Genomic DNA, 23,148 nt, shown 5'->3' with positions numbered 1-23,148 from the left:
ATTGAAACATGAAAGTTTAACATCACAAAAATACGGAAAATTTATGTCTTACGACATCATAATCCATAATCATTTCCCGACTAAAAACCTAAAATGCCGATTTACGACACATATTACAGGCAGACATAACGAAAACGCCACAACCGAAAACATGAATCCCCTCTCAAAATTACAGGTAAGCATCTGCGGATCGACATGAAACCCAAACCACATCACCCCCTTTATGAGAGAAAACATCATCAAATGAAATCCACATATTATCAGGGTCCCGTTTGAAACGAACCTGACAAACCCATTATCCCCGAACCACTCACACAGATACATGCACACCTGCATCATAGCAGCGATACCGAAGATACCCTCCAGGACAAACAACGGATAGCTGCCGTAATCGCAGATGAAGAACTGGATCGCAGAATTATGCCACCAAAGAGCCACCAGTGACACCGATGACACAGAAAGGGTAAGAAGGCACGGTCGTAGCATAAAGCCGAACCGGGATGAATTGTCCCTCACATAATTGCCGAACGCATAGAACCCCAATGCGGCGAATGCCGGACCAAGGCAGAACGGCAGTGTCGACACATGCTCAGAATTATATTCGCAATTTAAATAACTCACAGCCCAGGCAGCAACGGCAATCAGCCATCCATGGCCCACCTTTTTCCTTAAAGGATAATATATCATCTCCACCACAAAGAAACACAGCAAAGACCACAGCGGTATATCATGCACAAGTCCCGGAGGGATTCCTGCAACAATGGCCCATAACGGCTTATGCCAGGCAACAGTGTCGCCGGCATCATTTCCGAAATGCCTCAGGACCAAAAGCCATGCCACATACGCCAATAGATTGATCCACAGATATGGGACAACCAATTGCCGGAATCGCTTATAGGCAAACCTCTTGTAGTCGGGATTGCTCCTATAAGAAAACAGGAATCCGGATATGAAGAAGAACAACGGCAGCCTGAACGCACTCAGAAAGCTCGTAGTGGCATATGTGCAATGAGTGTGCAGAAGCACCACGAGAAATATCCCTGTCGACTTAGCATAATCAATCCATCCTACCCTCTTCATAGCTGAAAAAACTTTGGTTACTTACCACCGCGTCACTTTCCATGCCGGCGGCATCCGCTACAGAATGGAATATGGCATCCGTCGACCAGTCCATGGCTCTGTTCCTCTCCAACGCATATACCCGATGAGGATACAGTCGGGCGTATCTCTCCGAACACCACACAAGGCAAGCCGGGTTATGCAATTCCGGGAAATCATTTGCATGCAGATAATTCCCTTCCTCACCCAACGCCTCGCCATGGTCGGATATGTATATAAGCACGGCATTCCTGTCTCTGAGACAATCGATCACCTTACCCAAAAAGTCGTCCGTAGCCAGGATAGTATTATCGTAGGAATTGATTATCTGCTCACGAGAAAGCTCCGATATCACCCTGCTGTCAGTCTCCGGCTTAAATAGAGCCAATGAATCGGGATAATGTGACCTGTACCACCAATGCGACCCTATGCTGTGTATCACCATAAGCTTCTTCCTATCCGCGTGGCTGTTCAATAATGAATGTATGTCAGGAACAAGCTCAACATCCAGCCATTTATCAAAATTGTACATTGATTTGGCAGGATTTCCCATCACGAGAGAATCTGTCTCATGCATAAAGTAGGCATACGTAGAATTGGAATCCTGATTCGAAAGCCACACCGTGTGATACCCTGCCCTCTTGAACAGGGTGATGAACGACTGTTCCTCATATGCGATATCAGGATTGGCGGAATCGGCACGCGTCATGATGCGGGGCACACTCGTGTGAGTGCACCACGGCTCTGAAAACACATGTGCAAATGATATGAGATTGCTGTCACGGCTCAACCGCGGCATGGTGTTGCGGTGATAACCGTTCATCGGCACATGGTCCGACCTCAGGGACTCCCCTATTACTACCACCACATCCGGGGACACTTCAGGCACACTGACTCCGGTGTTGTCAAACGTGCTCCTCTCATTCCGAACCACCGTCCTGTTGCCCCAATAGTCCTTGACAGAGTAGTAGAACACATAAGGCATCCTGCCAATCACAGGAGCCTTTATGCGGGCTACATGTGTCGCGCCCGCTATTATCAAAACAGCGACTGCCGCATATACGGCATGGTGCCTGTCAGCCACATATCTCCATCGGCATACCACAGCTATGACAGATGCGACAACAGAAACGGCAAGGCACATTGCAAGACACACGCTCATCACCGTGCCCCATACATTCAGATTGTTGACCAATGCAAGCTCTATGCACATCGGTGTCAACGACACCCCCATAGTCAGCTTAAAATACCCCAAAGCCGCCGACATGGCCATAAGCACCGGAAAAGCCACCGAAAACACATATCTGTTTATGCCTATAAGCCCTATCACTCCTGAGGCAGAGACCGCCACCACACACCATTGCATAAGCAGGTTAAGAAATCCGGCAGCTCCCGAATAAGGATTGCCGATAAAGTCGACAGTAGTGAATATGAGCGAATAAAACAATGCCGTACCTGCCCAAAAATACAAGTACGGAATCCTTTTGGTCTTATTATAATATATGTCTGGCTCTTTAACCGACGACCTTGGTGTCATTTTTCAATTGGTATATTCCCTGATGTCCCGCAATATTTTATCAAGATATTCTTGTTACAATTCTGTTCAGGACAGGGATTTATTGCAAAGGTACGCAATATTAATATATTAAGCAATCGGATGTGGCTTTTTGAGTTGTCCTGCGTCCTGCCATTGAGCTCCGGAAATATGAAAAAACCGAATCTTGCTCAAAAAAATTATATGTTATATAACATAATTCAAAAACATTTTGTACCTTTGCAGCGTTTTTAAGATAAGTGATCAGAAGGTTATCGATAAGGTAAAAAAGATTCGTTTTTTTAATTATTTGTATTATGACTAACATTCTTAAGAAAGCAGCTAAACTGTACCGCACCGCCAGCTATTGCATGGCTCGTGCCGAGGTCTATCTCGATGAGGCTAACCGTGCAAACGAGAAATAAGCCGGAGATATCCGACCTGCAAGTCAACCAAACCACTCTAACCGCGCGTTCCTTCACAGATGAAAGGAGCGTTTTTTTATGCCCTTTTTTCTGTTACGCACCCCACTCTATATCTGATTGATAAAAATAAAAAGCAACGGATAGAAATCCTTGAGCAGTTCCCTCATGCGCACTTTGGATCGCTGACGTATCACTTTCACGGTGTTGAGACTTATCCCGAGAGCCTCGGAAATATCCTCGCTCTTCATCTTGTCTATATATGCCATACGGAACACCTGCCGGTAGCGCGGAGGCAGCGAGTCGATGGCATCACGCACCATACGTATGATCTCCGCCCTGACTATAGCCCTGTCACACTCATCTGCCGTGGGTATCTCCACCTGCTCAACATCCCCGAGAGTCACTGTGCGACCACCGTTGAGCCCGTTCAGATGGTCGATACACTGGTTGCGCACAGCAGCATAGACATATTGCCGGAAATGCAGCTCTGAACCGAACTCCACGCCTGACGTAATGATCTTGACAAAAACCTCCTGCACAATATCCTCGCATAGATCCCCATCACGCACCATATTCAACGCAAAGTAGCACAACGACTGGTAATATTTCCGGAAATAATCTTCCATGTCTAAAAACTGAATCTCAAAAGTATGGAATATATTGTTTTCAGGCAAACTTTTAGCCGGATAATTGGCAATTTACATAAAAATGATAAAAATTATTCATTTTTTATTGTTCTCAGTAATACTTTTGGTTAAAAATCCTGTATAGGATAATAGAAGCATAAAGCCATGGAAGATCCAATCATTTACTCCGACCGACTGTTCAGCCGCCTGACCGGCAACGGTGACAACGCCACCTCTTCTGACAAGCGTCCAGCCAAGGATACTGACTACGAGTCGGAAGCATTCATCGATAGCATGAATGATCCCGAATACATCGAATCCCAGATCCGAGAGATGGAACGGTTCGATGTCGATTCGGCATGGCGTCGTGTCAAACAACTATCTGACGCTCAAAATATTACCCCCCCCGATAGAAAAAAGTGGCATTCCCTCAGAATATTAAGGATATGGACATCCGTAGCTGCCATGATAGCTGTGGTGGCATGCCTGACGATATATCTGAAACAAAGCTCGCCGGATATCACTCCGCCGATGATAAGCGAAGAGATATCTCTGGCCATCGAGAAGTGCGAGAAAAGCGGGATGTCAGGAGCCATAATAGAGAAAGGGAGTGCTGTCTCCACTCAAAAATTTGCAGTCAGCAGAAAAAAGGAGACAACCGGACACCATTCGGAGCAAAAAGATGTGGTCGCCGACATGCTCAGTGCCACCAAAGTCACCACATATTACGACAAGGAATTTTGGCTGACACTTCCCGACGGCTCTGTGGTTCATCTCGGCAGCAACACCCGGATTATATATCCCGAGAGGTTTGACAACGACTCCAGGGATGTGTATCTCGAAGGCGAAGCTTATTTCATGGTGGCAAAGAGCGATGTAAGCCGATTCACAGTCCATACATCGACAGCCACCACCACCGTGTACGGCACCGAGTTCAACGTATCGGCACCCGGAGACGACCGCTGCGAAGTGGTCCTCGTCAAAGGCAGTGTCAGCATATCCACACCCACTTCCGGCGAACTTATGCTTAAGCCAGGAGAAGGAGCGGAAATAGCCGACGGGACGATAACTGTAAGCGAGGTCGATGTCACCCCTTACGAGGCATGGAACACCGGAAGGATCGACTTCACCGACTGGACTCTCGAAAAGCTCATGTCAGTGATAGGGAAATGGTATAATATGGATATAAGATTCAGCGATGAAGAGTTCTCTCAGATAGAAATAACAGGCAGCTTCAACAGGTATGAAACCCTGACACCCACCATCGAATCACTGTCGGTCATCACAGGGCTCACCATCACTGCCGATGGCAATACCATAATAGTGGCTCCGTGACTCTCATGTAATGGCGAGAGCAACATCCCGCCACCACACACATAGACAATACATCAAAACCAATCTATTCAAAATCAATCATTATTAAACTCAACTGTATGAGGAAGTTATTAACAACCATCATGTGCGTTGCAGTGTCGCTCTATTGCTTCGCAGCCATGGCTGCGTCGTCGCCTGACACCAAAATAACGCTCAACTGCATCGAGCAATCCGCCGAGCAGGTGTTGAAAGAAATCGAGAAACAATCGGGACTGAACATCGTATACAAAAGCGAGACTGCCCGAAAGTGGCCAAAGATCACACTTAAAGTCTCCGGACAGGCTGCAAGCGAAGCCATCAAGCAGGTAGCAGCCAAGATAGGGGAGCCCTACAGCATCAATAATAACATCGTCACCATCGGACGCGAGACTCCGGTGCGCCTCTCACGCACAATCACCGGAAACGTCAAAGACAACGAGGGTGAACCGCTCACAGGAGCCATAATAAATGTCAAAGGCTCGGGAGCAGCTACAGGCACTGGCACTGTCACCGACATTGACGGCAATTTCTCAATCAAGGTCAACAGCGACAACCCTGTGCTCACAGTGCAGTATGTCGGCATGACACCGTTCTCGATGGAGCTCACCGAGGCAAACACCTCTCGCCCCATCGACGTGACCCTCTCGCCCAACGCCACCATGATGAGCGAGGTAATTGTGACCGGTTACCAGACTCTTTCAAAGGAGCGCGCAAGCGGATCATTCACCGTAGTGACCCCCGAAAAACTTCAGGGCAAGCTCCAGACCGGTATCATGGCACGCCTTGAGGGTATGGTAGCCGGCATGAAAACTGTCAACGGCGGCACACCTGAAATCCGTGGCGTATCCACCATCAGCGGAACAAAAACACCTCTGTATGTGGTCGACGGCATCCCCTACGAAGGAGACCTTGCAGCCATCAACCCAGCGGATATTGTCAACGTGACCGTCCTTAAGGACGCGACAGCTGCATCAATCTACGGTGCACGCTCCGCCAACGGCGTCATTGTCATCACCACCCGCTCAGGCGAGGAAGGACGCACCAAGGTAAGCTACAACGGCAGCATGAAATTCACTCCGCTACCCGATCGCGACTACCTCAACCTCACCACAAGTGCTGAGCTTGTCGACCTTCAGGAAACACTCTTCAAGTATCCTCACTCAGCCTATAACCCTCTCACCGCCAATACTCCCATGAACGAGGTGTACGAGATTCTTTACGACTATGATGCCGGACGCATCACCGAATCCGAGTACAACGAACGCATGAACCATTACCGCGGTCTCAACAACTACGACCAGTTCAAGGACCGCTACGTGAGAAGCAACCAGATGGTGCAGCAGCACAACATATCATTCAGCGGCGGCTCTGGCATATACAAATATGCCCTCTCTGCCAACTATCAGAAGAACTACCCCTACGAGAAGGCCCAGTCCGACGACCGTATAGGCTTCAACCTCAAGAACCAGTTCGACTTCTTCAAATGGATGCGTGTCAACCTCGGACTTATACAGAGCAACACAAAAGCCGACTATGACAACGGCTTCACCGGATACAGCTATCTCTACAGCGGTGCCTCCTACAAGATGCTCTACAACGAGGACGGCACACCCGCACAATGGTACAGCGGAAAGAACCAGCGCGAGATCGACCGCCTCAACTCGCTCGGACTTCTCGACGAGACATTCATCCCTGTCAACGAAGATGACAAGAAACATTACTACAGCCAAAGCAAATATCAGAACATAAATCTCAACGTTCGCTTCAACATAATCCAAGGGCTCAACCTCGACCTTATGTACCAGAACGAGAGCACAAACTCCTACTCAAAGAACTACTCCAAAATGGAGTCGCGTGAAGTAAAGTCGGAGATCAACAACGCCACTGTCATCAGCCCCGACGGCACAGTCACCAACCATATACCTAAGGGCGGCAAACTGAAAGAAACCTGGACCAGAAAAAATTCTTACACAATGCGTGCGCAGCTGAACTTCAACCGTCAGTTTGCCGATATTCACGACGTGCAGGCAATAGCCGGTGCCGAGAGGCGCAAAGTGACATCCGACGGCACCGTCCTCAACAAATGGGGCTACGATGACACAACTCTCGCATTCAAGTACATCAACGAACTCAACCTGGGACAAGCCGTAAACGGCACCGAGTCAACCTCCGGAAACTATTACTATTCCGGACCCTACGACAGCTTCTCGTCCTCCGAGAACCGCTTCGTGTCATTCTACGCCAATGCATCCTACACCTACAACAATCTTATCACCGCTACAGGCAGCATACGTGTCGACAAGTCCAACCTATTCGGCACCGACCCGAAATGGCAGAACAAGCCCCTATGGTCAGCCGGTCTGCAATATCACGCGCTCAAAAACTGGAACTGGGTCAACCGCCTCTCGCTCCGTGCCACCTACGGTATCAACGGTAACGTGGCAAAGAACAGCGGACCTTTCATGATCGCACAGACAAGCTCTCGCCCCAACTCATTCACCAACGACTTCTATTCCTACATCACCACACCTCCCAACCCCGCTCTGCGCTGGGAAAAGACCAAGGTGATAAATCTCGGTGTTGACTTCAGCGTTCTCAACAGCCGCATCAACGGTTCTATCGAGTACTATTCAAAGAATACCGACGACCTGTTGGGCAACCGTCAGACCGATCCCACATCAGGATGGGGATCGCTCCTGCTCAACTACGGATCAATGTACAACCGCGGCGTGGAAGTGACCCTCAACAGCATCAACTACACCAACCGTGACTTCGAATGGACCAGCAGCCTCGTGTTCAGCTACAACAAGAACAAACTGACCAATATCGAGAACTCCGGCACTTCAGCCATAGACTATTTCTATAGCCCGCAGAACCGTGAGGGGAAGCCTATGAGTTCGCTCTATTCCATCCGCTATGCCGGACTCGACAGCAACGGATTCCCCACTGCCTACAAAAAGGACGGAACAGTGGTAAGCTCCTACCGCGATCTTGAGGCCGACGACCTCGTATGGTCAGGCACCACCAATCCCCCCTACTCCGCAGCACTTACCAACCGTCTCACATGGAGGGGATTCAACCTCGAATTCATGTTTGTATATTACGGAGGCCACAAGCTCCGCGATGTAGCTGCAAGCTACGTGTGGAACCGTATGCCGACACTTAACTACACCGGCATTCTTGACCGTGACCGCATGCACTTCTGGCAGAACCCTGGCGACGAGAACGATCCCGATATGGCACCTGCATTTATCTACGGCACAGGCAACACCAACTCGGAGTACCTGTGGAGCGCGGCAGACAAACATATCGAAAAGGGTGACTACATCAAGCTTCGCAACCTCATCGTGGGCTACTCGTTCCCACGCCAGTGGATCAGCAAGGCATACCTCCAGGGTCTGCGCGTCGACCTCCAAATACAGAACCTCTGGTACTGGGCTGCCAACAAGAACAACCTCGATCCCGAAGTATGGACCGGAACATCCCTCACTCCGTCACGCGGTTACCACGTACCACCAACTTACACAATAGGCATCTCAGCTAACTTCTAATCCAACGAACAATGAAATACAACAAAATATTCGTAACTGCAACTTGCGGACTCTCGCTCCTTATGAGCATGTCATCATGCGATGACTGGCTTGACATACAGCCCAAAGGATTCACAATCCCTGAAAAATATGCCGACTATGAGCAGCTGATGAACGACCAGTCGCTCTACCGCGCGCTCGACGTGTACCCCTCGATGATCACCGACGACGTGCAGTTCGTGGAAAAAGGCACTTTCCCCGGCTTCGATCTCTTTGAGTACTACAACAAGTCGGAGCACTTCAAGAACCTCTACTCATTCGAGCACGGACAGGTATTCACTCCGGGCAACTCCGACAACATATGGGAAAATGCCTATGGTAACATATTCACCTACAATGCCGTGATCAACAATGTGCTGACATCAGAGGGGGGCACTGATTTCGAACGTCGCAAGCTCTACGGCGAGGCTCTCGTAGGGCGTGCTTTCGAGTATCTCAACCTTGTCAACCTCTATGCCAACCATTATGACCCTGCGACAGCCGGGTCGGACTACGGCGTACCCCTGGTGCTCAGCGAGGAGATCACCGGAGAACGGTATCCCCGCGCATCGGTCGCAACAGTCTACAGCCAGATCGAAAGCGACCTGAGGGATGCTGTTGACAACTACCTCGCGGAGACCACCGCCACCACATTCGACCCCAACAGAAGTGTGGGATACGCCTTCCTTTCACGCATGTACCTTTACATGGGCAACTACAAGGAAGCACTGTCCAACGCCAACTCGTCACTCGAACTGAACGACAAACTGCTCGACTACAAGGACTACAAAGCCATCAACGGCCAATGGGGACGTCTCGTCGCTGCCGACGACTCCGGTGAGGAGTTCCCCGACGAGCACAAGAACCTGGAGAATGTATACACCCGCGTGCTCAACGGCACAAGCAATCTGTTCAAGAGCGTAGCTGCCAGCGAGGACCTGCTTGAGACATTTGCACGCAATCTCCCTGCCGACGGCGAGGACATGCGCATGTCGCTCTTCTTCTCCAAGGACCAGTTCGACCCATACACACGTCCGGGCAATGAGCCCAACCGCTTCCCCGGCTACACCATCTTCGCACCCTACATAGAGATGAACATCGGCTTCTCAACCCCGGAAGTACTTCTCATAGCTGCCGAGTGCGAGGCACGCGTAGGCGACAAGGACAAGGCTCTCGCCCATCTCGATAAGCTCCGCGATATGCGCATCAAGAACAACGTGCATTTCCCCACCACCTATTCCAAGGATGAGGTGCTTAAGATGGTGATCGACGAGCGTCGCAAGGAGTTTGCTTTCGTAGGGCTCACCCGCCTCATCGACCTCAAGCGTCTCAACCGCGAGTCATGGTTTGCCAAGACCATCACCCATTCCGCCGGGAGCGAAGGCACCTGGACCCTCCCCGCCAACGACCTGCGCTACATCATGCCGGTTCCGGAGAATGTATTGAGCTTCAACGACATGCCGCAGTACGAACGTTAAAAAATGCTTCTCTCATAATATGCCATCATATGTAGGGGACCCGGTCCCCTACATGAATGGTGAGAATCTGAAAAAACTTGACAATCATGAAAAAACTATTTGCAGTTTGCCTCATTGCCTTTGCATTCACCATGTCGTCTCGTGCTGCCGGTATCGAGTTCTTCCACGGCACATGGGCCGAAGGGGTTGCCAAGGCAAAAGCCGAGAACAAGAAAATATTCATCGACTTCTTCACCGAATGGTGCGGACCTTGCCTCAACATGGCTCTCACAGTGTTCCCGCAACCCGAGGTAGGCGAAGCCTACAACAAGGACTTCGTGTGCATGAAGATCGATGCCGAGAAAGGCGAGGGAGTGGATCTCGCACGCAAATACCAGGTGCGCTCCTACCCCAGCTACATATTCGTCGACCCCGCTACCGAGGAGATGATACACCGCAGCGGAGGCAACAAGCCAATGATCGACTTCATCAACGACACCAAGGGTGCGCTCGACCCCAAGCAGAGCTCCATCTATCTCGACAGCAAATACGCCTCGGGCGACTATGACGCCGATTTCCTTATGAGCTATATACGCGGCAAAAAGACCTCGGGCCGACGCAATCAGCTCCAGGACTTCAACAAGCTCATATCAATGGGATGCAAGCTCACCGACCGCAACACCTGGGAGATATTCAACGAATGTGTGACCGGCTTCGACAACCCCTACATCAAGCAGGTATCCGACAACTACAGCGAATTCTGCTCACTCTTCGGCAAGGAAGCAGTCGACTCGAAGCTCGCGAAAGAGACACAGTATGCCTCTCCCGAATACATTGCCGCTCTCTGCGACTTCCAAGGCAAGGACTACAACATCAAGGTTGCCAGGATGTCACGGCTATTCGCCGAGAACAAGACCGACGAGGCATGGGACTATGTGGACCAGCTGCTCGCCGACACCACGATCGATCAGAACGACCTCGTGAGCCGTCTTGCATTCTACACCCGATTCAACCCCACCTACCGCGATCCTGACCTGACATTCGAGCAGCTCGTAAGGAAGATACGCTACACACGCTATGTGGCATACAACAATTACGACCGCGATGACGCACAGCCCCACTACAACTATGCGCTTGCACTTGAATACCTGTGGGCACGCGCTCAGAAAGAGGGTAAACAGCTCCCTGCCGACTTCTTCGACACCCCCAAGTTCGGTAAACAGGAGTACTCCAACCGTCATCCCCTGCTGAAGCAGAAGCCTCGCAGGAAATAACATCACCGACAACACTGCTCCCCGCCTCACGGAGAGCACCCTACACCGCCGGACACTTAAGGCTTTCAGAGCCTAAGTGTCCGGCGGTTCGATGTGATTGCCTCAAGGCGACTTGTGTATAAAATATGTTATCTCAGGTTAGTTTTTGGAGTTTTATTACTAATTTTGCACACTAATCATAACGTTATTTCTACCACCATGCTACCGGTTACACCTCATGTGAAATTTATAGGTGTCGATGATGACAACCTTGACCTTTTCGAAGGACAATACCCAGTCCCTAATGGGATATCATATAATTCCTATCTTATTGATGATGAAAATATCGCTGTGGTAGATGCAGTCGACATACGCCGGTGCAGCGAATGGCTCGCCCTTCTCGACTCCACTCTCGACGGACGGCACCCCGCCTACCTGATAGTCCAGCACATGGAGCCGGACCATTCCGGGAGCATACGTGCAGTGCTTGAGAAGTACCCGGAAATGAAAGTGGTAGCCACCGCCAAGGCGATAGCGATGCTCGACAACTTCTTTGACGGCATGGGATTCAGCGAACGCTCCATATCCGTAAAAGATGGCGACACACTCTCGCTCGGACACACCACCCTCCGCTTCATCACAGCCCCCATGGTACACTGGCCCGAGGTGATGATGACTCTCGACGAGACCGACGGTGTACTTTTCTCTGCCGACGCTTTCGGGACATTCGCCACATCGAACGCCACCGAAGGATGGGACAATGAGGCTCGCCGATACTACTGCAACATTGTAGGAAAATATGGGTCGTGCGTACAGGCTGTGATGAAGAAGCTCACAGGATTGCCGTTCGGCATAATAGCCCCGCTTCACGGACCTATCCTGAAAGAGAATCTCGCACACTACTGGAACCTCTACGACAAGTGGAGCCGATATATCCCCGAAACCGAAGGCGTACTCGTGGCATACGCTTCGATATACGGAGGCACAGCCGAAGCGGCACGCCGCCTCGCTGATATGCTACGCAGCCGAGGAGCCGGCGATGTGGTCCTCATCGACCTATGCCGCCACGACGTATCCTACGCCGTTGCCGAGGCATTCCGGCTAAGTAGCCTCGCGCTCTGCTCCGTCACCTACGACGGTGCCATGTTTCCCGCTATGCACAACTTCCTGCACCATCTCGCAGCCAAGAATTTCAGCGGACGCCATGTAGGCATACTTGAGAACGGCAGCTGGGCACCCACAGCAGGAAAGCTCATGTGCAACACCCTGTCGGAAATGAAGGACATGACCGTGGTAGGCTCCACAGTCACCATACGCAGCCGCCTCCACGACAGCGATCTTGCATCTCTCTCATCGCTTGCCCAGGCCCTCGCAGAAGCTTAAACGACATTCATCACAACATCCCACAGAAGATAATCGCCCCGGGAGCGCGCGTTGCTGCTCCAGGGGCAATTAATTTTACCGGTCAGAACCCGATAATATGTAACTGGACAATAAATCACCATCCTTCTACACATTTAATATATTTAGGCTTAGAATTTTGCCTACTTTTAATTGATACACCCGGTAATCAACGCATTTTAGCCTAACAAACTACGCCATATGAGATGATAAAACACCAATCCGTAATATTCGCGCGTCGATGTTTAGCCCAAATATGCAGAAAGCCGATGTACACAGCCATAGGCAAAACTACCGACCTCAAATCATACTGCTCTTCCGGAGAATGATTATAGATAAATGGCTAATGCATCATTTGATGGTGTGTCATAATGCACAATTATAAAGATTTACCCCTGCTACAGCTACCTGTGGCAAGGGTAATTTCTTCAAAAAGGGGGGTTTGACACAGCCTAAAAATGTCAGACATTATTCGTAATTTTAGCACAATTAACACATTATACAACCAAAAACGTAGATTCCTCCTAAAGATTCGGATTTCAGCACTTTTATACAATCCCTGAGACCATAGACGCTATCAAAAAGCATAAAAATATCAGCCATACAAATAAACTGTATTTGTATGGCTGATTATTAGGTCGTAAGACCTTTAACTCGCCGCTCAGCTTTTCGAATTTGGTCTTCATGCTGTCGCAACTGTTCGCGGTTATCGTCTATAAGAGTTTCGAATTTGGTGTTTTCTCGGTGGAGGTCACGATTGTAGTCAACCGTGCGCCTGTCTCGTGGATGTCATCGCCACGGCCAAGAACGTATTTGCGGTTTACTTCGGCAAGTCGGGTGTGCAGGTCCCTCATGTATTGCCGCACTTCGGCCTTGTTTTTGCCTCCGAGTACCTCCTTTGAGCAGAACTACGACACGAAAACACAATGCGTGTGAGGTCTGGTTTCGTCAAAATGGACGATGAACGATGAACAATACTACGTTTTCTTCTCCGAATTCACGGCACACAAAACCGTACACATCCTTAATATCCATCAAAGTTGCGAAATAAGCTCTGTTCCGGTTATGACATCCATTTTGGAGAATGCAAACAGTTTCTTTCCGAGGTCTTTGAGCGAGTGTCCGATATGATAGACCTCCTCGTCTATTATAAGAAAACGGTCATGAGCCTTGTTATAAGCATGTAAAGTCACGCCCGGATATTGTCGGTTGTGCCTATCGACATCCTGACGAAGCTGTTGTGAAATTCTGCCGTCGTAAATATCAACAGTCACAGCGGGATTTCGTTTTGAGAGTTGCACCAACACAGAATCGTCGATATAGCTGTCGATAACCACGATTCTATGTTTGGCTTTGCGAATCAAATCGGCGACAAAGGCGTATGCGTCAAAAATCTGGCCATCGAAGAAGATGCCCTCCGTAGGTTGAAGCGAACTGCGGACAAAGAAATCGACCTTCTCCGTGAGTTGTAACAGTTGGTGATCGTGCTCAGAAAGTCTTCGGTCAATTCTATCCTCCATTAGCATAAGCCTCTGATTAACAGAATATCCTCGTAAGAGGTATTCTTTCAAAACCTTGTTTGCCCATTGACGGAACAAGGTAGCATTTCGGCTGTTAACTCTATAACCGACTGATAGAATGGCGTCCAAGTTATAGAATTTTGTCTGATAAGACTTACCGTCTGCGGCAGTATATTCCAAAATGGAATGAACTGAATTTTCATCAAGCTCTCCACTCTCAAATATGTTCTTTAGATGCTTGGATATTGCAGGTTGTTTTACCCCAAACAATTGAGCAATCTGTTGCTGCGTTAGCCAAACGGTTTCTTGCTGCACTCTAACATCAAGCTTCATTGTCTCATCGGGCTGATAGAGTATTATTTCGTTGGTTTCCATATGCAAAAGTATAAAATAATTATGACAATTCGTCCGGCAAAAAGGTATAGTTGAGTTTTTATACTTCGGCGGTGAGTGTATGAGACATAAAACCTAATATGCCTTCTCGATGATATCGGTTGAACCGTGTCCGAGAAGACGGCTTACAACCGTCATGGTCACCCCATCATTGATAGCAAGTACGGCAAAACATATCGCGCTAAATGCCTAAAAATAACATGTTTACTTTGCGCTAAAAGAATACAAAAAGCGATTGGCAAGGTTATTTTGTCACTTGTCAATCGCTTGCTTATTAGTTATTTATGTCTTAAAATCGGGCAGATTTTATATCAATACTCCTCCTCGTTGAAGAAGAAGTCTTCTTTGGAGGGGTAGTCGGGCCAGATGTCCTCGATACATTCGTAGGCTTCACCTTCATCCTCCATTTCCTGAAGGTTCTCGATTACTTCCATAGGTGCGCCTGAGCGCATCGCATAGTCAATAAGCTCTTCACGTGTCGCGGGCCAGGGAGCATCCTCCAGCTTTGATGCGAGTTCAAGTGTCCAATACATGTCGTATAAGGTGTTTTGTAATTTTCGCGCAAAGATACAGATTTTATTTATATCTACAAGTCGCTACGCGTTACGGTTTCGAATTTATTAGATAATTTTATAGTTTTCCTGATGCCTGTTCATACAGGCAGGGGGCATATCTCAGAAGCTGAAAGCCTTTCCCGATCCTGTCGATGCCGGAATGTTCTGCTGACCTGAATCGAACGCTCCCGAACGTATGCTGTCGATGATGCGGCGTTCACGCTTGTAGGCGGGATATCTCTCAAGAGTGTCGCATATCGAATCGTCATCAAGCTGGTTCAGTCCGAGTATGATTGCCGACGAACGCTCCTTGGCTCCGGTGAATATCTGGGTCTTGTCCTTTCCGTACTCTTCCATCACTCGCACATCGGGCACCAACTCCATGGGATTCCTCATACCCTGAGACTGCTGAGGCTGCTGTATGGCACCAACCTGCGACTGCTGTGAGCGAGCCGGCTGTGGAAACTGAAATTTGGCAGTGTCAGCACCTACTCCCACATTGTTGCCGGTATGAGGGTTGATATCTATCACAGTGCCCTGATTTGGATTAACGTTCACACCATTGATTATCTCATTCTCTTCATCACGCAGGGTGATCTCAAATCCGGCCGCAAGAATCGTGATCTTCACCTGGTTTCCGATGGTCTCGTCAGGACATACACCCCAGATAACATCGACGCTTGAATTGATCTGACCGATAAACTGGGTGAGCTCCTTGGTCTCGCTCATAAGGAACTTGTCCTGAGCCTGAGGATTGAAATAGAGATTGAAAAGGAGCTTCTTTGAGCCGAGTATGTCGCGGTTCTTGAGCAGAGGCGAGTTGAGTGCGTCCTGGATGGCTGCGGTCACACGTCCTTCCCCTTCACCGAATCCGGTGGATATGATGGCTGCACCACCGTCACGAAGAGTGGTGTCGACATCATTGAAGTCGAGATTGATTATACCCTGGCGGGTTATGATCTCCGAGATCGAGCGTGCCGCCACCGAAAGGGTATCGTCAGCCTTGCCGAACGCATTCATAAAGTCGAGGTCGCCGTATATCTCAGTGAGCCGCTCATTGTTGATCACAAGTAGAGCGTCGACATACTTTGCCATCTCGTCAGCTCCGGCAATCGCTTTCTTGATTTTTACCTGGCCTTCGAAGAGAAACGGGATTGTAACTATGCCTATGGTCAGAAGCCCGCGCTCCTTAGCCACACGTGCCACCACAGGGGCGGCTCCGGTACCGGTGCCTCCACCCATACCGGCGGTGACAAACACCATCTTGGTATCATCGTCAAACAGGCGGCTTATCTCCTCAGTGGCATCCTCGGCAAACACTTTTGCCTTCTCCGGCTTGTTGCCCGCCCCGAGTCCGTCGCCGATACGCAATGTATTGGGGACATCGGAATGACGCAATGCCTGCTCGTCGGAATTTATATTGACAAACGAGACGTTCTTTATACCTTCCTTGAACATGTGGCTTACAGCGTTGTTACCGCCGCCGCCCACTCCGACAGCCTTGATTATAATAGGATCCTCTACCGCTATCCTGCGTGCATCGGTGAATGCCGATGCATCGTCAAGGTTCTGATTTATATTGTTGTCTTCCATCTTTATGTCAAATTTATAAATACCTTTTACTACTATTCTTCGTCGTCTTCTTCATTAAAACTATTGGAAATCGCGTTAGCTACTCTTTCTCGCATTTTATCATAAAGTGCTGACAAGCGGCTTCTGTTTCCTCCCCTGCTATTGTCGATATGCTGAACAGGGGGTGTATATGTAGTAGTTGTCGTCGTTGTATCATTTGTAGTTGTTGTCGCAGCTGCAGGCTGGGATGCATTCACGGGAGAGGCTATGCTTGCGGCTGGCACACGAGCCGGACCAGGGGTCGGATCAGCGACCGTCACCACCGGCTTAGCCTCCGCCACAGGGCGTACAGGGGTCTCCACTACAGGAGCGGGGGTCGACAGACATTCCTGAGGATTGTTCTTGGCGGCTGCATTCAGTATGGCAAGCACATCCACAGCATCGGCAACCTGTATGCGTCCGTCAAGTATGCGCAGACGACGGCTCACAGGGACACCTGTGCGCACCTTCATGCCCGATATCTGGCTCAATCGCTGATTGAATCCCGAAAGCCTTGCACCCTTGCCTACAATGATAATCCCCTCCGAGAGCTGTTCGGGAGTGAGTCCGGCATATTTCACCTGCTCGCATACATTCACAATGATCTCAGCCGCACGCGCCGATACATAGTTGTTGATAGCCACAAAGTCAGGCTGACCGGGAGTGTGGTTAGCCTCAAGAGTGGCAAACGCCGATCCTCCAGCCTTCTTCATCTCCTCAGCCTGCTCCTCAATGAAATTCAGAGCCGTGATGTCGCGTGTGATATTACGCGATCCCATAGGAAGCACCACCAGATGTACAAGCACACCATTCTTGTATATCGCCACAGTGGTGGTCTCTGCTCCGAAATCCACAAGCATACAGCCCAGACGCTTTTCCTCCTCCACAAGCACAAGATCAGCAATGGCGAGCGGACGCACGAATGTATCCATCACCTTGAGCTGCAAGCGGTCCTCGACCATCATGGTAAGATTGCGCAGAGGCTGGTTGCGGCAGCTTATGATGTTGAGCTTAGCCAGGATATGCGACCCGATCTCGCCAAGGGGTTTGGGTGTGAGAGCATTGTTGACATACAGCTCCCTCCTGGTCACAGTGATGACATGACGGTCAGCGAGCGGATAGTCAAGAGCCTCGCTGAAGATATCTTCAAGTATCTCCTGGGTGATAATCGTGTCCGATGCAAGCCTGCGCTCTATAGTGGCAGCCTGAGAAGAGAGCGAACGGCCGCCGATACTGAGATATATGCCTTCAATCTTGCGCGGAGACTCGCGCAATTCCAGACGATCGATCACCTTTCGCACTGCCTGTGCGGTCTCTACGATGTTGCGCACACATCCGTAGCGCACTATGTCCGAGATAGGCTCTCGTTCAACTGCCTTCACATTGATTGCTCCGTCAGGACCTACCGCACCGGTGGCTCCTTTGATCTTGGAACTGCCTATTTCAAGGGCTATGATTATCTTTTCTTCCATGGGGGATTGGGGAGTGTGGGATTGCTGTTTCTGAAAGTTATTAAAGTGGCTGGGCTACTTTAACTTGTGGTGTATCTTATTTTAACTTCTTAAACTCAGTGTATAATTAACCGTACAGGACTAATTTTTAGCCGGAATAGGTTTTTCGGATCGGGCTTTCTGTCCAGGTACTGTCTGGCCCGGAGCTACATTATCGCCGGCGAGCATGGCATCTATCGGCACCAGTTCCTCATCCTCATGAGTGATCACCGGGACATCGGCGGCCCGTCTATGACGCTTGGACGCGACAAGCTGTCCGTTCCATTTCAGCGAGAGGGTGTCATACTTTTCCCACCCCTGCTTCACAAGCACCTTGCTGTAGAATGTCCGTAGGTCGGCAAGCTTCCTTTCGAAATCGACAGGCGACCCGAGATTGATCACATGCTCGCGAATATTGGGGACCAGGATTATATCGGTGGGAGATTTCACCTTTATCATCCCTATGAATGAGTTCCATATGGAATCTCCGGCAATATAATTTACCAGCGGCATAAGCGACAGCGGTGTGAAAGTAGTGTCGGAATCATCGAAATGCCCCTGTATGACAGGCACATTCTTATGGTAGCGGGCAGAAGCCTTCACACGCTTTCCGGCCCGGTTGACATAATAGCTTGACGAACCGTCAAACACCCTCAGCACCGGCACTATAGGTGTCACTGACACACGTATGGTGCCGTCGGTATATCTCACCACACTCGCATCCTCAATCTTATCCAGACTGAGCAGGCGGCGGCGTATATCCTGTGTGTTGATATTCGCAAGGGCTATCCCATGCGCACGGTCGGGCAATCCGTCAAGCTCGCGCGAAAGTTCCTGTGGAGTGACAAACTGCCTGGCACTCACATCGCTGCCGTCGGCATCAAGTACGGTGACCGGCATGCCTTTGCACAGATCATCATCCTTCTCATTTGCCGTGACGGTAATTGCTATCACCAGATAGATGAAAAGCATCAAAGAGAATAATATTTTAAGATACTGCGGCATTGGTCCTATGATTACATTTTTGAGTCAAGAATTTACCCTAAAGATCCTATCAGCTCAGGCAGGCAGTCGCATATGTCACCTGCGCCGGCTGTCAAGAGGATGTCAAAGTTACGATTTTTAAGCGTTTCAACCAATTTTTCTTTGGGTATTAATATCTTATCATCACATTTAACATTGTCAAATATGATTTCAGATGTCACTCCAGGTATCGGCTCTTCGCGTGCGGGATAGATATCAAGAAGCACCACCGAGTCGGATGAGGATAGAGCGTCGGCAAATTCCGCAGCAAAGTCACGTGTACGCGAATAAAGATGAGGCTGGAAAGCAACTGTCAGATGCCTGCCGGGATACAGAGCTTTCACCGAAGCAATGGAGCTGCTTAGCTCCCGGGGATGATGGGCATAGTCATCGATTACTACACGCCCCTGGCCGTTACGCTCCTTAAGCCAGGTCTCAAATCGACGTTTGGTGCCCTGATATGACGATAGTGCCTCACGTATCACCTCCGGCTCAAAAGCCTCGGTGACACATACCGCCGCAGCGGCAGCGATGGCATTTTCGATATTGACCTCAACAGGAACACCGAGATTAACGTTGCGTATGGTGCCGCGCGGGGTCACAAGGTCGAAAGTGATGGTGCCGGGATCACGACGTATGTAGGAGGCATGGAAATCACCTTTGTCCCTGGAATAAGTGTACACCTTGACATCATTTCCGACACGAGGCTTAAGCTTAAGTCCTTCATGGATGATGAGCACCCCTCCCGGCTGTATAAGTTCGGTAAAATGAGCGAAACTTTCGAGATAGGCTTCCTCTGTGCCATAAATGTCAAGATGGTCAGGATCGGTAGCAGTGATAACCGCCACATAAGGTGAAAGATGATGGAACGAACGGTCATACTCATCAGCCTCAATCACTGTGTAATGGGAAGAGGGTGAGAGAATGAAATTGCTATTGTAGTTCTTGAGCACACCGCCCAGGAAAGCATTGCACCCTATCGAGCCTGACCGCAGTATATGGGCAGCCATTGACGATGTTGTGGTCTTGCCGTGAGTCCCTGCAAAGCATAGCGATCTGCTGCTGCGGGTGATGAGCCCGAGCACCTTGGCACGCTTCATCACCTCAAATCCGCCATTGCGGAAATAGGTCAGAATGGGAAGATCGTCGGGGACTGCCGGAGTGTACACTACAAGCGTATGCCCCGCATCACGGAATCCGGCAGGAATACTCTCGGATTCGGGGGAGAATGTCATCTCCACCCCTTCCGCCACAAGAGCGTCAGTCAGAGCCGTAGGTGTACGGTCATACCCTGCCACTGTCTTCCCTTTGGCAAGAAAATAACGTTCAAGAGCGGCCATTCCTATGCCGCCGGCTCCTACAAAATATATGTGAGTGAATGTTTCGAGTGTCATTGCTGTATAATATCAATGATTTTATCAACGATTTGTTCATCGGAATTCCGCATTGCCATAGCCGAAATCCTTGCGGACAGGTCACGGCACGCTTCCGGAGAATCAAGAAGCTCCGATATCTCACCCGAAAGCTCAGCCACAGCATCCCTGTCAAGGATCATACGAGCCGCCCCTACCGACGACAGAGCCTCGGCATTATGACGCTGATGGTCCTCAGCCACATTGGGCGATGGGATGAGTATCACAGGCTTGCCGAGAATCTGAAGCTCCGATATGGTCCCGGCTCCGGCTCGCGACACCACAAGGTCGGCGGCACGGTAGGCAATATCCATTCGGGTGATGAAAGTGTCGGCTTTCACATTGGCATACTCCTTTGCCACCTCCCGGAAATGATCGGCACCGTATCTGCCGGTCTGCCACATCAGCTGGGCACCCTTCTCGGCAATCAGAGGCAGAGAGGCGGCGATAGCCTCATTTACCGTACGTGCGCCAAGGCTTCCTCCCACTGAAAGTATCAGCGGCTTGCCGGGGTCGAATCCAAGCTCCCTCTTCGCCTCCTCAGGTGAGAGGCGGCACTCCTCAAGATCCTTTCTAACAGGATTGCCGGTCAGGATGATACGATCGGCAGGAAAGAACCGTTCGAGCCCGCCATAAGCCACACATATCGCATCAGCCTTAGGGGCGAGGAGCTTGTTGGTCACACCCGGATAAGAGTTCTGCTCCTGTATGAGCGTAGGGACACCGCGACGCTGGGCCTGCTTCAGCACAGGTCCGCTTGCATAGCCTCCGACACCTATGGCGATATCGGGATTGAACTCCCTGACTATCCTGCGCGCTTTACGGAGCGACTTCCACAGCTTCCACAGCACACCGAAATTGCGCCACAGACGCTTTCGGTCGAAGCCAGCCACAGGAAGCCCTTCAATATCATATCCTGCTGCCGGCACACGCTCCATCTCCATGCGCCCGAGCGCACCCACGAAGAGAATTTTGGCGTCGGGACACCTGCGCCTCACGGCATTTGCAATGGATAAGGCGGGGAATATGTGTCCGCCGGTGCCTCCTCCTGATATCAGAATCTTCATAGTTGCATCTTATTTTCATCACGGAGCTGTTCGGGAAGCGACTCCTTCTCCTCCGAGATTTCATGTTTCTTATTACCGTGGCGCGATGCCGTGCGGCTCACCGAGAGCATTATGCCGAATGCTATACACGTCACTATTATGGATGTGCCACCCTTGGATATCAGAGGCAGAGGCTGCCCCGACACAGGGAAAACCCCTGTGACTATACCCATATGGAACAACGCCTGGAAAGCTATCATCACAGCCATGCCCATAACTATAAGTGCCGGATAAGTGATGCTGCACCGCGAGGCTATACCTGCTGCACGTGCAAGCAGCCACAGATACAGTATAAGCACCGCCACTCCACCTATAAGCCCTAATTCCTCGACCACGATCGCATATATGTAATCGGAGAACGCCAACGGAAGGCGTGCCGACTCCCGTGAGTTGCCGGGCCCGACCCCATGTATCCCTCCGTTAGCCTGTGCCATATAGCTTAGAATCTCCTGACGGTTCTTACCCACAGGCTCTATCTCCCACTTGGGTATAGAATCGGACGAGTGTCGCGACATGCGCGCTATCCATGTCTCTATTCGCGATGGCTTCCTCCCCACGCTGCCGTCGTCAGCAAGCTCCACAGCCTGTGACGCATCAGCCGGGATATCGTTATTCACCTCAGTGAAATAGAGGTAACCGACAAAAAACACACCACACATGGCGTAGAATGCCGTCAGGCTTATAAGATGCAGCCATCTCACACCGCCGATGAGCATCATGGAGTAAGTGATGGCAATAAGGAGCAACGTGTTGGTGAGACCCTGCTCTATAAGGAGAGCTGAGAAGAACATTATCACCACGCCTGACCATATCATGCCCTTCTTGGTGATACCTACTCCATGAGGGTCCTGATTGAGAGTCATCACAAGTGCCACAAGAAGCACCGCCGATATCTTCACCATCTCCGCAGGATAGACACCGATACCCAACAAAGAGAATGAGCGTCGGGCACCGTTGACATAGTTGCCGTAGAACATCACATAAAGCATGGCTACCGCACTCAATGCCGAGAACACCACCGTGAATATGGCAAAGTCACTGTAATGACGGCGAGACAGTATCCAGGTGATGGCCACGCCCATGCCGAGCATGAACAGGTGGCGCACAATAGGGCCTATAACACCTATCGACGAAGCTGCCACCTCGCGTGACGACGCGCTGTAGAGCTCTATCACCGATATGATGCAGAGTACTATGAATATGCCCCATATATGCTTGTCGGACCGGGCGAGAGCCTTGGGCTTCGTCTGGGCAACAGCCTCAGGAGCCGGGGATGCGGTGGAAGGGGATGCGTTCATATATTCGGAGGGGAGAAACTTACAT

At 50.2% G+C, this 23,148-nt stretch carries 17 protein-coding genes; 5 read left to right on the top strand and 12 right to left on the bottom strand.

All coding sequences use genetic code 11. The annotated features are described in order from the left end of the window. Positions 1–69: 69 nt before the first annotated feature. The 3 genes from EZ315_RS05285 to EZ315_RS05275 form a co-directional block, all read right to left on the bottom strand. Positions 70–1,080, bottom strand: a complete 1,011-nt coding sequence (locus EZ315_RS05285; protein ID WP_135471158.1) for an acyltransferase family protein — start codon at positions 1,078–1,080, stop codon at positions 70–72. Further along, entirely contained in the window at positions 1,058–2,545 is a 1,488-nt protein-coding gene (locus EZ315_RS05280; protein WP_207104617.1) for a phosphoethanolamine transferase, read from the bottom strand. The genes EZ315_RS05285 and EZ315_RS05280 overlap by 23 nt, the downstream gene beginning before the upstream one ends. 619 nt (positions 2,546–3,164) lie before the next feature. Continuing rightward, a complete protein-coding gene (locus tag EZ315_RS05275) occupies positions 3,165–3,683 on the bottom strand; it encodes an RNA polymerase sigma factor (protein ID WP_135471156.1) in 519 nt (172 codons plus the stop codon). A 165-nt stretch (positions 3,684–3,848) separates the two neighbouring features. Here EZ315_RS05275 and EZ315_RS05270 point away from each other — a divergent pair, with 165 nt between their 5' ends. The 5 genes from EZ315_RS05270 to EZ315_RS05250 all read left to right on the top strand — a co-directional run bounded on the left by EZ315_RS05270 (position 3,849) and on the right by EZ315_RS05250 (position 12,698). Then, complete coding sequence (locus tag EZ315_RS05270; protein ID WP_135471155.1) at positions 3,849–5,018, top strand: FecR family protein; 1,170 nt, start codon at positions 3,849–3,851, stop codon at positions 5,016–5,018. Between the two features lie 98 nt (positions 5,019–5,116). Continuing rightward, entirely contained in the window at positions 5,117–8,587 is a 3,471-nt protein-coding gene (locus tag EZ315_RS05265) for a SusC/RagA family TonB-linked outer membrane protein (RefSeq protein WP_135471154.1), read from the top strand. A gap of 11 nt (positions 8,588–8,598) precedes the next feature. Further along, positions 8,599–10,083, top strand: a complete 1,485-nt coding sequence (locus tag EZ315_RS05260) for a RagB/SusD family nutrient uptake outer membrane protein (RefSeq protein ID WP_135471153.1) — start codon at positions 8,599–8,601, stop codon at positions 10,081–10,083. A gap of 86 nt (positions 10,084–10,169) precedes the next feature. After that, positions 10,170–11,336: a thioredoxin family protein gene (locus tag EZ315_RS05255; RefSeq protein WP_135471152.1), complete on the top strand. Its 1,167-nt coding sequence runs from the start codon at positions 10,170–10,172 to the stop codon at positions 11,334–11,336. Between the two features lie 198 nt (positions 11,337–11,534). Next, positions 11,535–12,698, top strand: a complete 1,164-nt coding sequence (locus EZ315_RS05250) for an FprA family A-type flavoprotein (protein WP_135471151.1) — start codon at positions 11,535–11,537, stop codon at positions 12,696–12,698. A gap of 731 nt (positions 12,699–13,429) precedes the next feature. Here EZ315_RS05250 and EZ315_RS16330 read toward each other — a convergent pair. The 9 genes from EZ315_RS16330 to EZ315_RS05210 form a co-directional block, all read right to left on the bottom strand. Then, positions 13,430–13,570 (bottom strand): hypothetical protein, encoded by a 141-nt coding sequence (locus tag EZ315_RS16330; RefSeq protein ID WP_170957475.1) that lies wholly within the window; start codon positions 13,568–13,570, stop codon positions 13,430–13,432. A gap of 180 nt (positions 13,571–13,750) precedes the next feature. Beyond that, a complete protein-coding gene (locus EZ315_RS05245; RefSeq protein ID WP_135471150.1) occupies positions 13,751–14,611 on the bottom strand; it encodes a RhuM family protein in 861 nt (286 codons plus the stop codon). Positions 14,612–14,940: 329 nt separating this feature from the next. After that, positions 14,941–15,162, bottom strand: a complete 222-nt coding sequence (locus EZ315_RS05240; RefSeq protein ID WP_135471149.1) for a DUF2795 domain-containing protein — start codon at positions 15,160–15,162, stop codon at positions 14,941–14,943. A gap of 141 nt (positions 15,163–15,303) precedes the next feature. Continuing rightward, the gene (locus EZ315_RS05235; protein ID WP_135471148.1) at positions 15,304–16,776 is read right to left on the bottom strand and encodes a cell division protein FtsZ; all 1,473 of its coding nucleotides are present in this window, start codon (positions 16,774–16,776) and stop codon (positions 15,304–15,306) included. Between the two features lie 32 nt (positions 16,777–16,808). Then, entirely contained in the window at positions 16,809–18,266 is a 1,458-nt protein-coding gene (locus EZ315_RS05230) for a cell division protein FtsA (protein ID WP_135471147.1), read from the bottom strand. Positions 18,267–18,386: 120 nt separating this feature from the next. Beyond that, a complete protein-coding gene (locus EZ315_RS05225; protein WP_135471146.1) occupies positions 18,387–19,256 on the bottom strand; it encodes a cell division protein FtsQ/DivIB in 870 nt (289 codons plus the stop codon). 65 nt (positions 19,257–19,321) lie between these two features. Then, the gene (locus tag EZ315_RS05220) at positions 19,322–20,701 is read right to left on the bottom strand and encodes a UDP-N-acetylmuramate--L-alanine ligase (RefSeq protein WP_135471145.1); all 1,380 of its coding nucleotides are present in this window, start codon (positions 20,699–20,701) and stop codon (positions 19,322–19,324) included. Continuing rightward, positions 20,698–21,786, bottom strand: a complete 1,089-nt coding sequence (gene murG, locus EZ315_RS05215; protein WP_135471144.1) for an undecaprenyldiphospho-muramoylpentapeptide beta-N-acetylglucosaminyltransferase — start codon at positions 21,784–21,786, stop codon at positions 20,698–20,700. The genes EZ315_RS05220 and murG overlap by 4 nt, the downstream gene beginning before the upstream one ends. Further along, the gene (locus EZ315_RS05210) at positions 21,783–23,123 is read right to left on the bottom strand and encodes an FtsW/RodA/SpoVE family cell cycle protein (protein WP_135471143.1); all 1,341 of its coding nucleotides are present in this window, start codon (positions 23,121–23,123) and stop codon (positions 21,783–21,785) included. Before EZ315_RS05210 ends, murG begins: the two co-directional genes overlap by 4 nt. Between the last annotated feature and the right edge of the window lie 25 nt (positions 23,124–23,148).

Origin of the sequence: Duncaniella freteri (assembly GCF_004766125.1) — a bacterium.
Classification (GTDB): Bacteria; Bacteroidota; Bacteroidia; order Bacteroidales; family Muribaculaceae; genus Duncaniella; species Duncaniella freteri.
Note: the sequence above shows the minus strand (reverse complement) of the source record. Positions and strands in the feature narration are given on the sequence as shown.

Bases quoted from the DNA above. Each gene is read 5' to 3' on its own strand.
- EZ315_RS05285 (WP_135471158.1), bottom strand. From the start codon at position 1,080: ATGAAGAGGGTAGGATGGATTGATTATGCTAAGTCGACAGGGATATTT.
- EZ315_RS05275 (WP_135471156.1), bottom strand. From the start codon at position 3,683: ATGGAAGATTATTTCCGGAAATATTACCAGTCGTTGTGCTACTTTGCG.
- EZ315_RS05270 (WP_135471155.1), top strand. From the start codon at position 3,849: ATGGAAGATCCAATCATTTACTCCGACCGACTGTTCAGCCGCCTGACC.
- EZ315_RS05265 (WP_135471154.1), top strand. From the start codon at position 5,117: ATGAGGAAGTTATTAACAACCATCATGTGCGTTGCAGTGTCGCTCTAT.
- EZ315_RS05260 (WP_135471153.1), top strand. From the start codon at position 8,599: ATGAAATACAACAAAATATTCGTAACTGCAACTTGCGGACTCTCGCTC.
- EZ315_RS05255 (WP_135471152.1), top strand. From the start codon at position 10,170: ATGAAAAAACTATTTGCAGTTTGCCTCATTGCCTTTGCATTCACCATG.
- EZ315_RS05250 (WP_135471151.1), top strand. From the start codon at position 11,535: ATGCTACCGGTTACACCTCATGTGAAATTTATAGGTGTCGATGATGAC.
- EZ315_RS16330 (WP_170957475.1), bottom strand. From the start codon at position 13,570: ATGAGGGACCTGCACACCCGACTTGCCGAAGTAAACCGCAAATACGTT.
- EZ315_RS05245 (WP_135471150.1), bottom strand. From the start codon at position 14,611: ATGGAAACCAACGAAATAATACTCTATCAGCCCGATGAGACAATGAAG.
- EZ315_RS05240 (WP_135471149.1), bottom strand. From the start codon at position 15,162: ATGTATTGGACACTTGAACTCGCATCAAAGCTGGAGGATGCTCCCTGG.
- EZ315_RS05235 (WP_135471148.1), bottom strand. From the start codon at position 16,776: ATGGAAGACAACAATATAAATCAGAACCTTGACGATGCATCGGCATTC.
- EZ315_RS05230 (WP_135471147.1), bottom strand. From the start codon at position 18,266: ATGGAAGAAAAGATAATCATAGCCCTTGAAATAGGCAGTTCCAAGATC.
- EZ315_RS05225 (WP_135471146.1), bottom strand. From the start codon at position 19,256: ATGCTTTTCATCTATCTGGTGATAGCAATTACCGTCACGGCAAATGAG.
- EZ315_RS05220 (WP_135471145.1), bottom strand. From the start codon at position 20,701: ATGACACTCGAAACATTCACTCACATATATTTTGTAGGAGCCGGCGGC.
- murG (WP_135471144.1), bottom strand. From the start codon at position 21,786: ATGAAGATTCTGATATCAGGAGGAGGCACCGGCGGACACATATTCCCC.
- EZ315_RS05210 (WP_135471143.1), bottom strand. From the start codon at position 23,123: ATGAACGCATCCCCTTCCACCGCATCCCCGGCTCCTGAGGCTGTTGCC.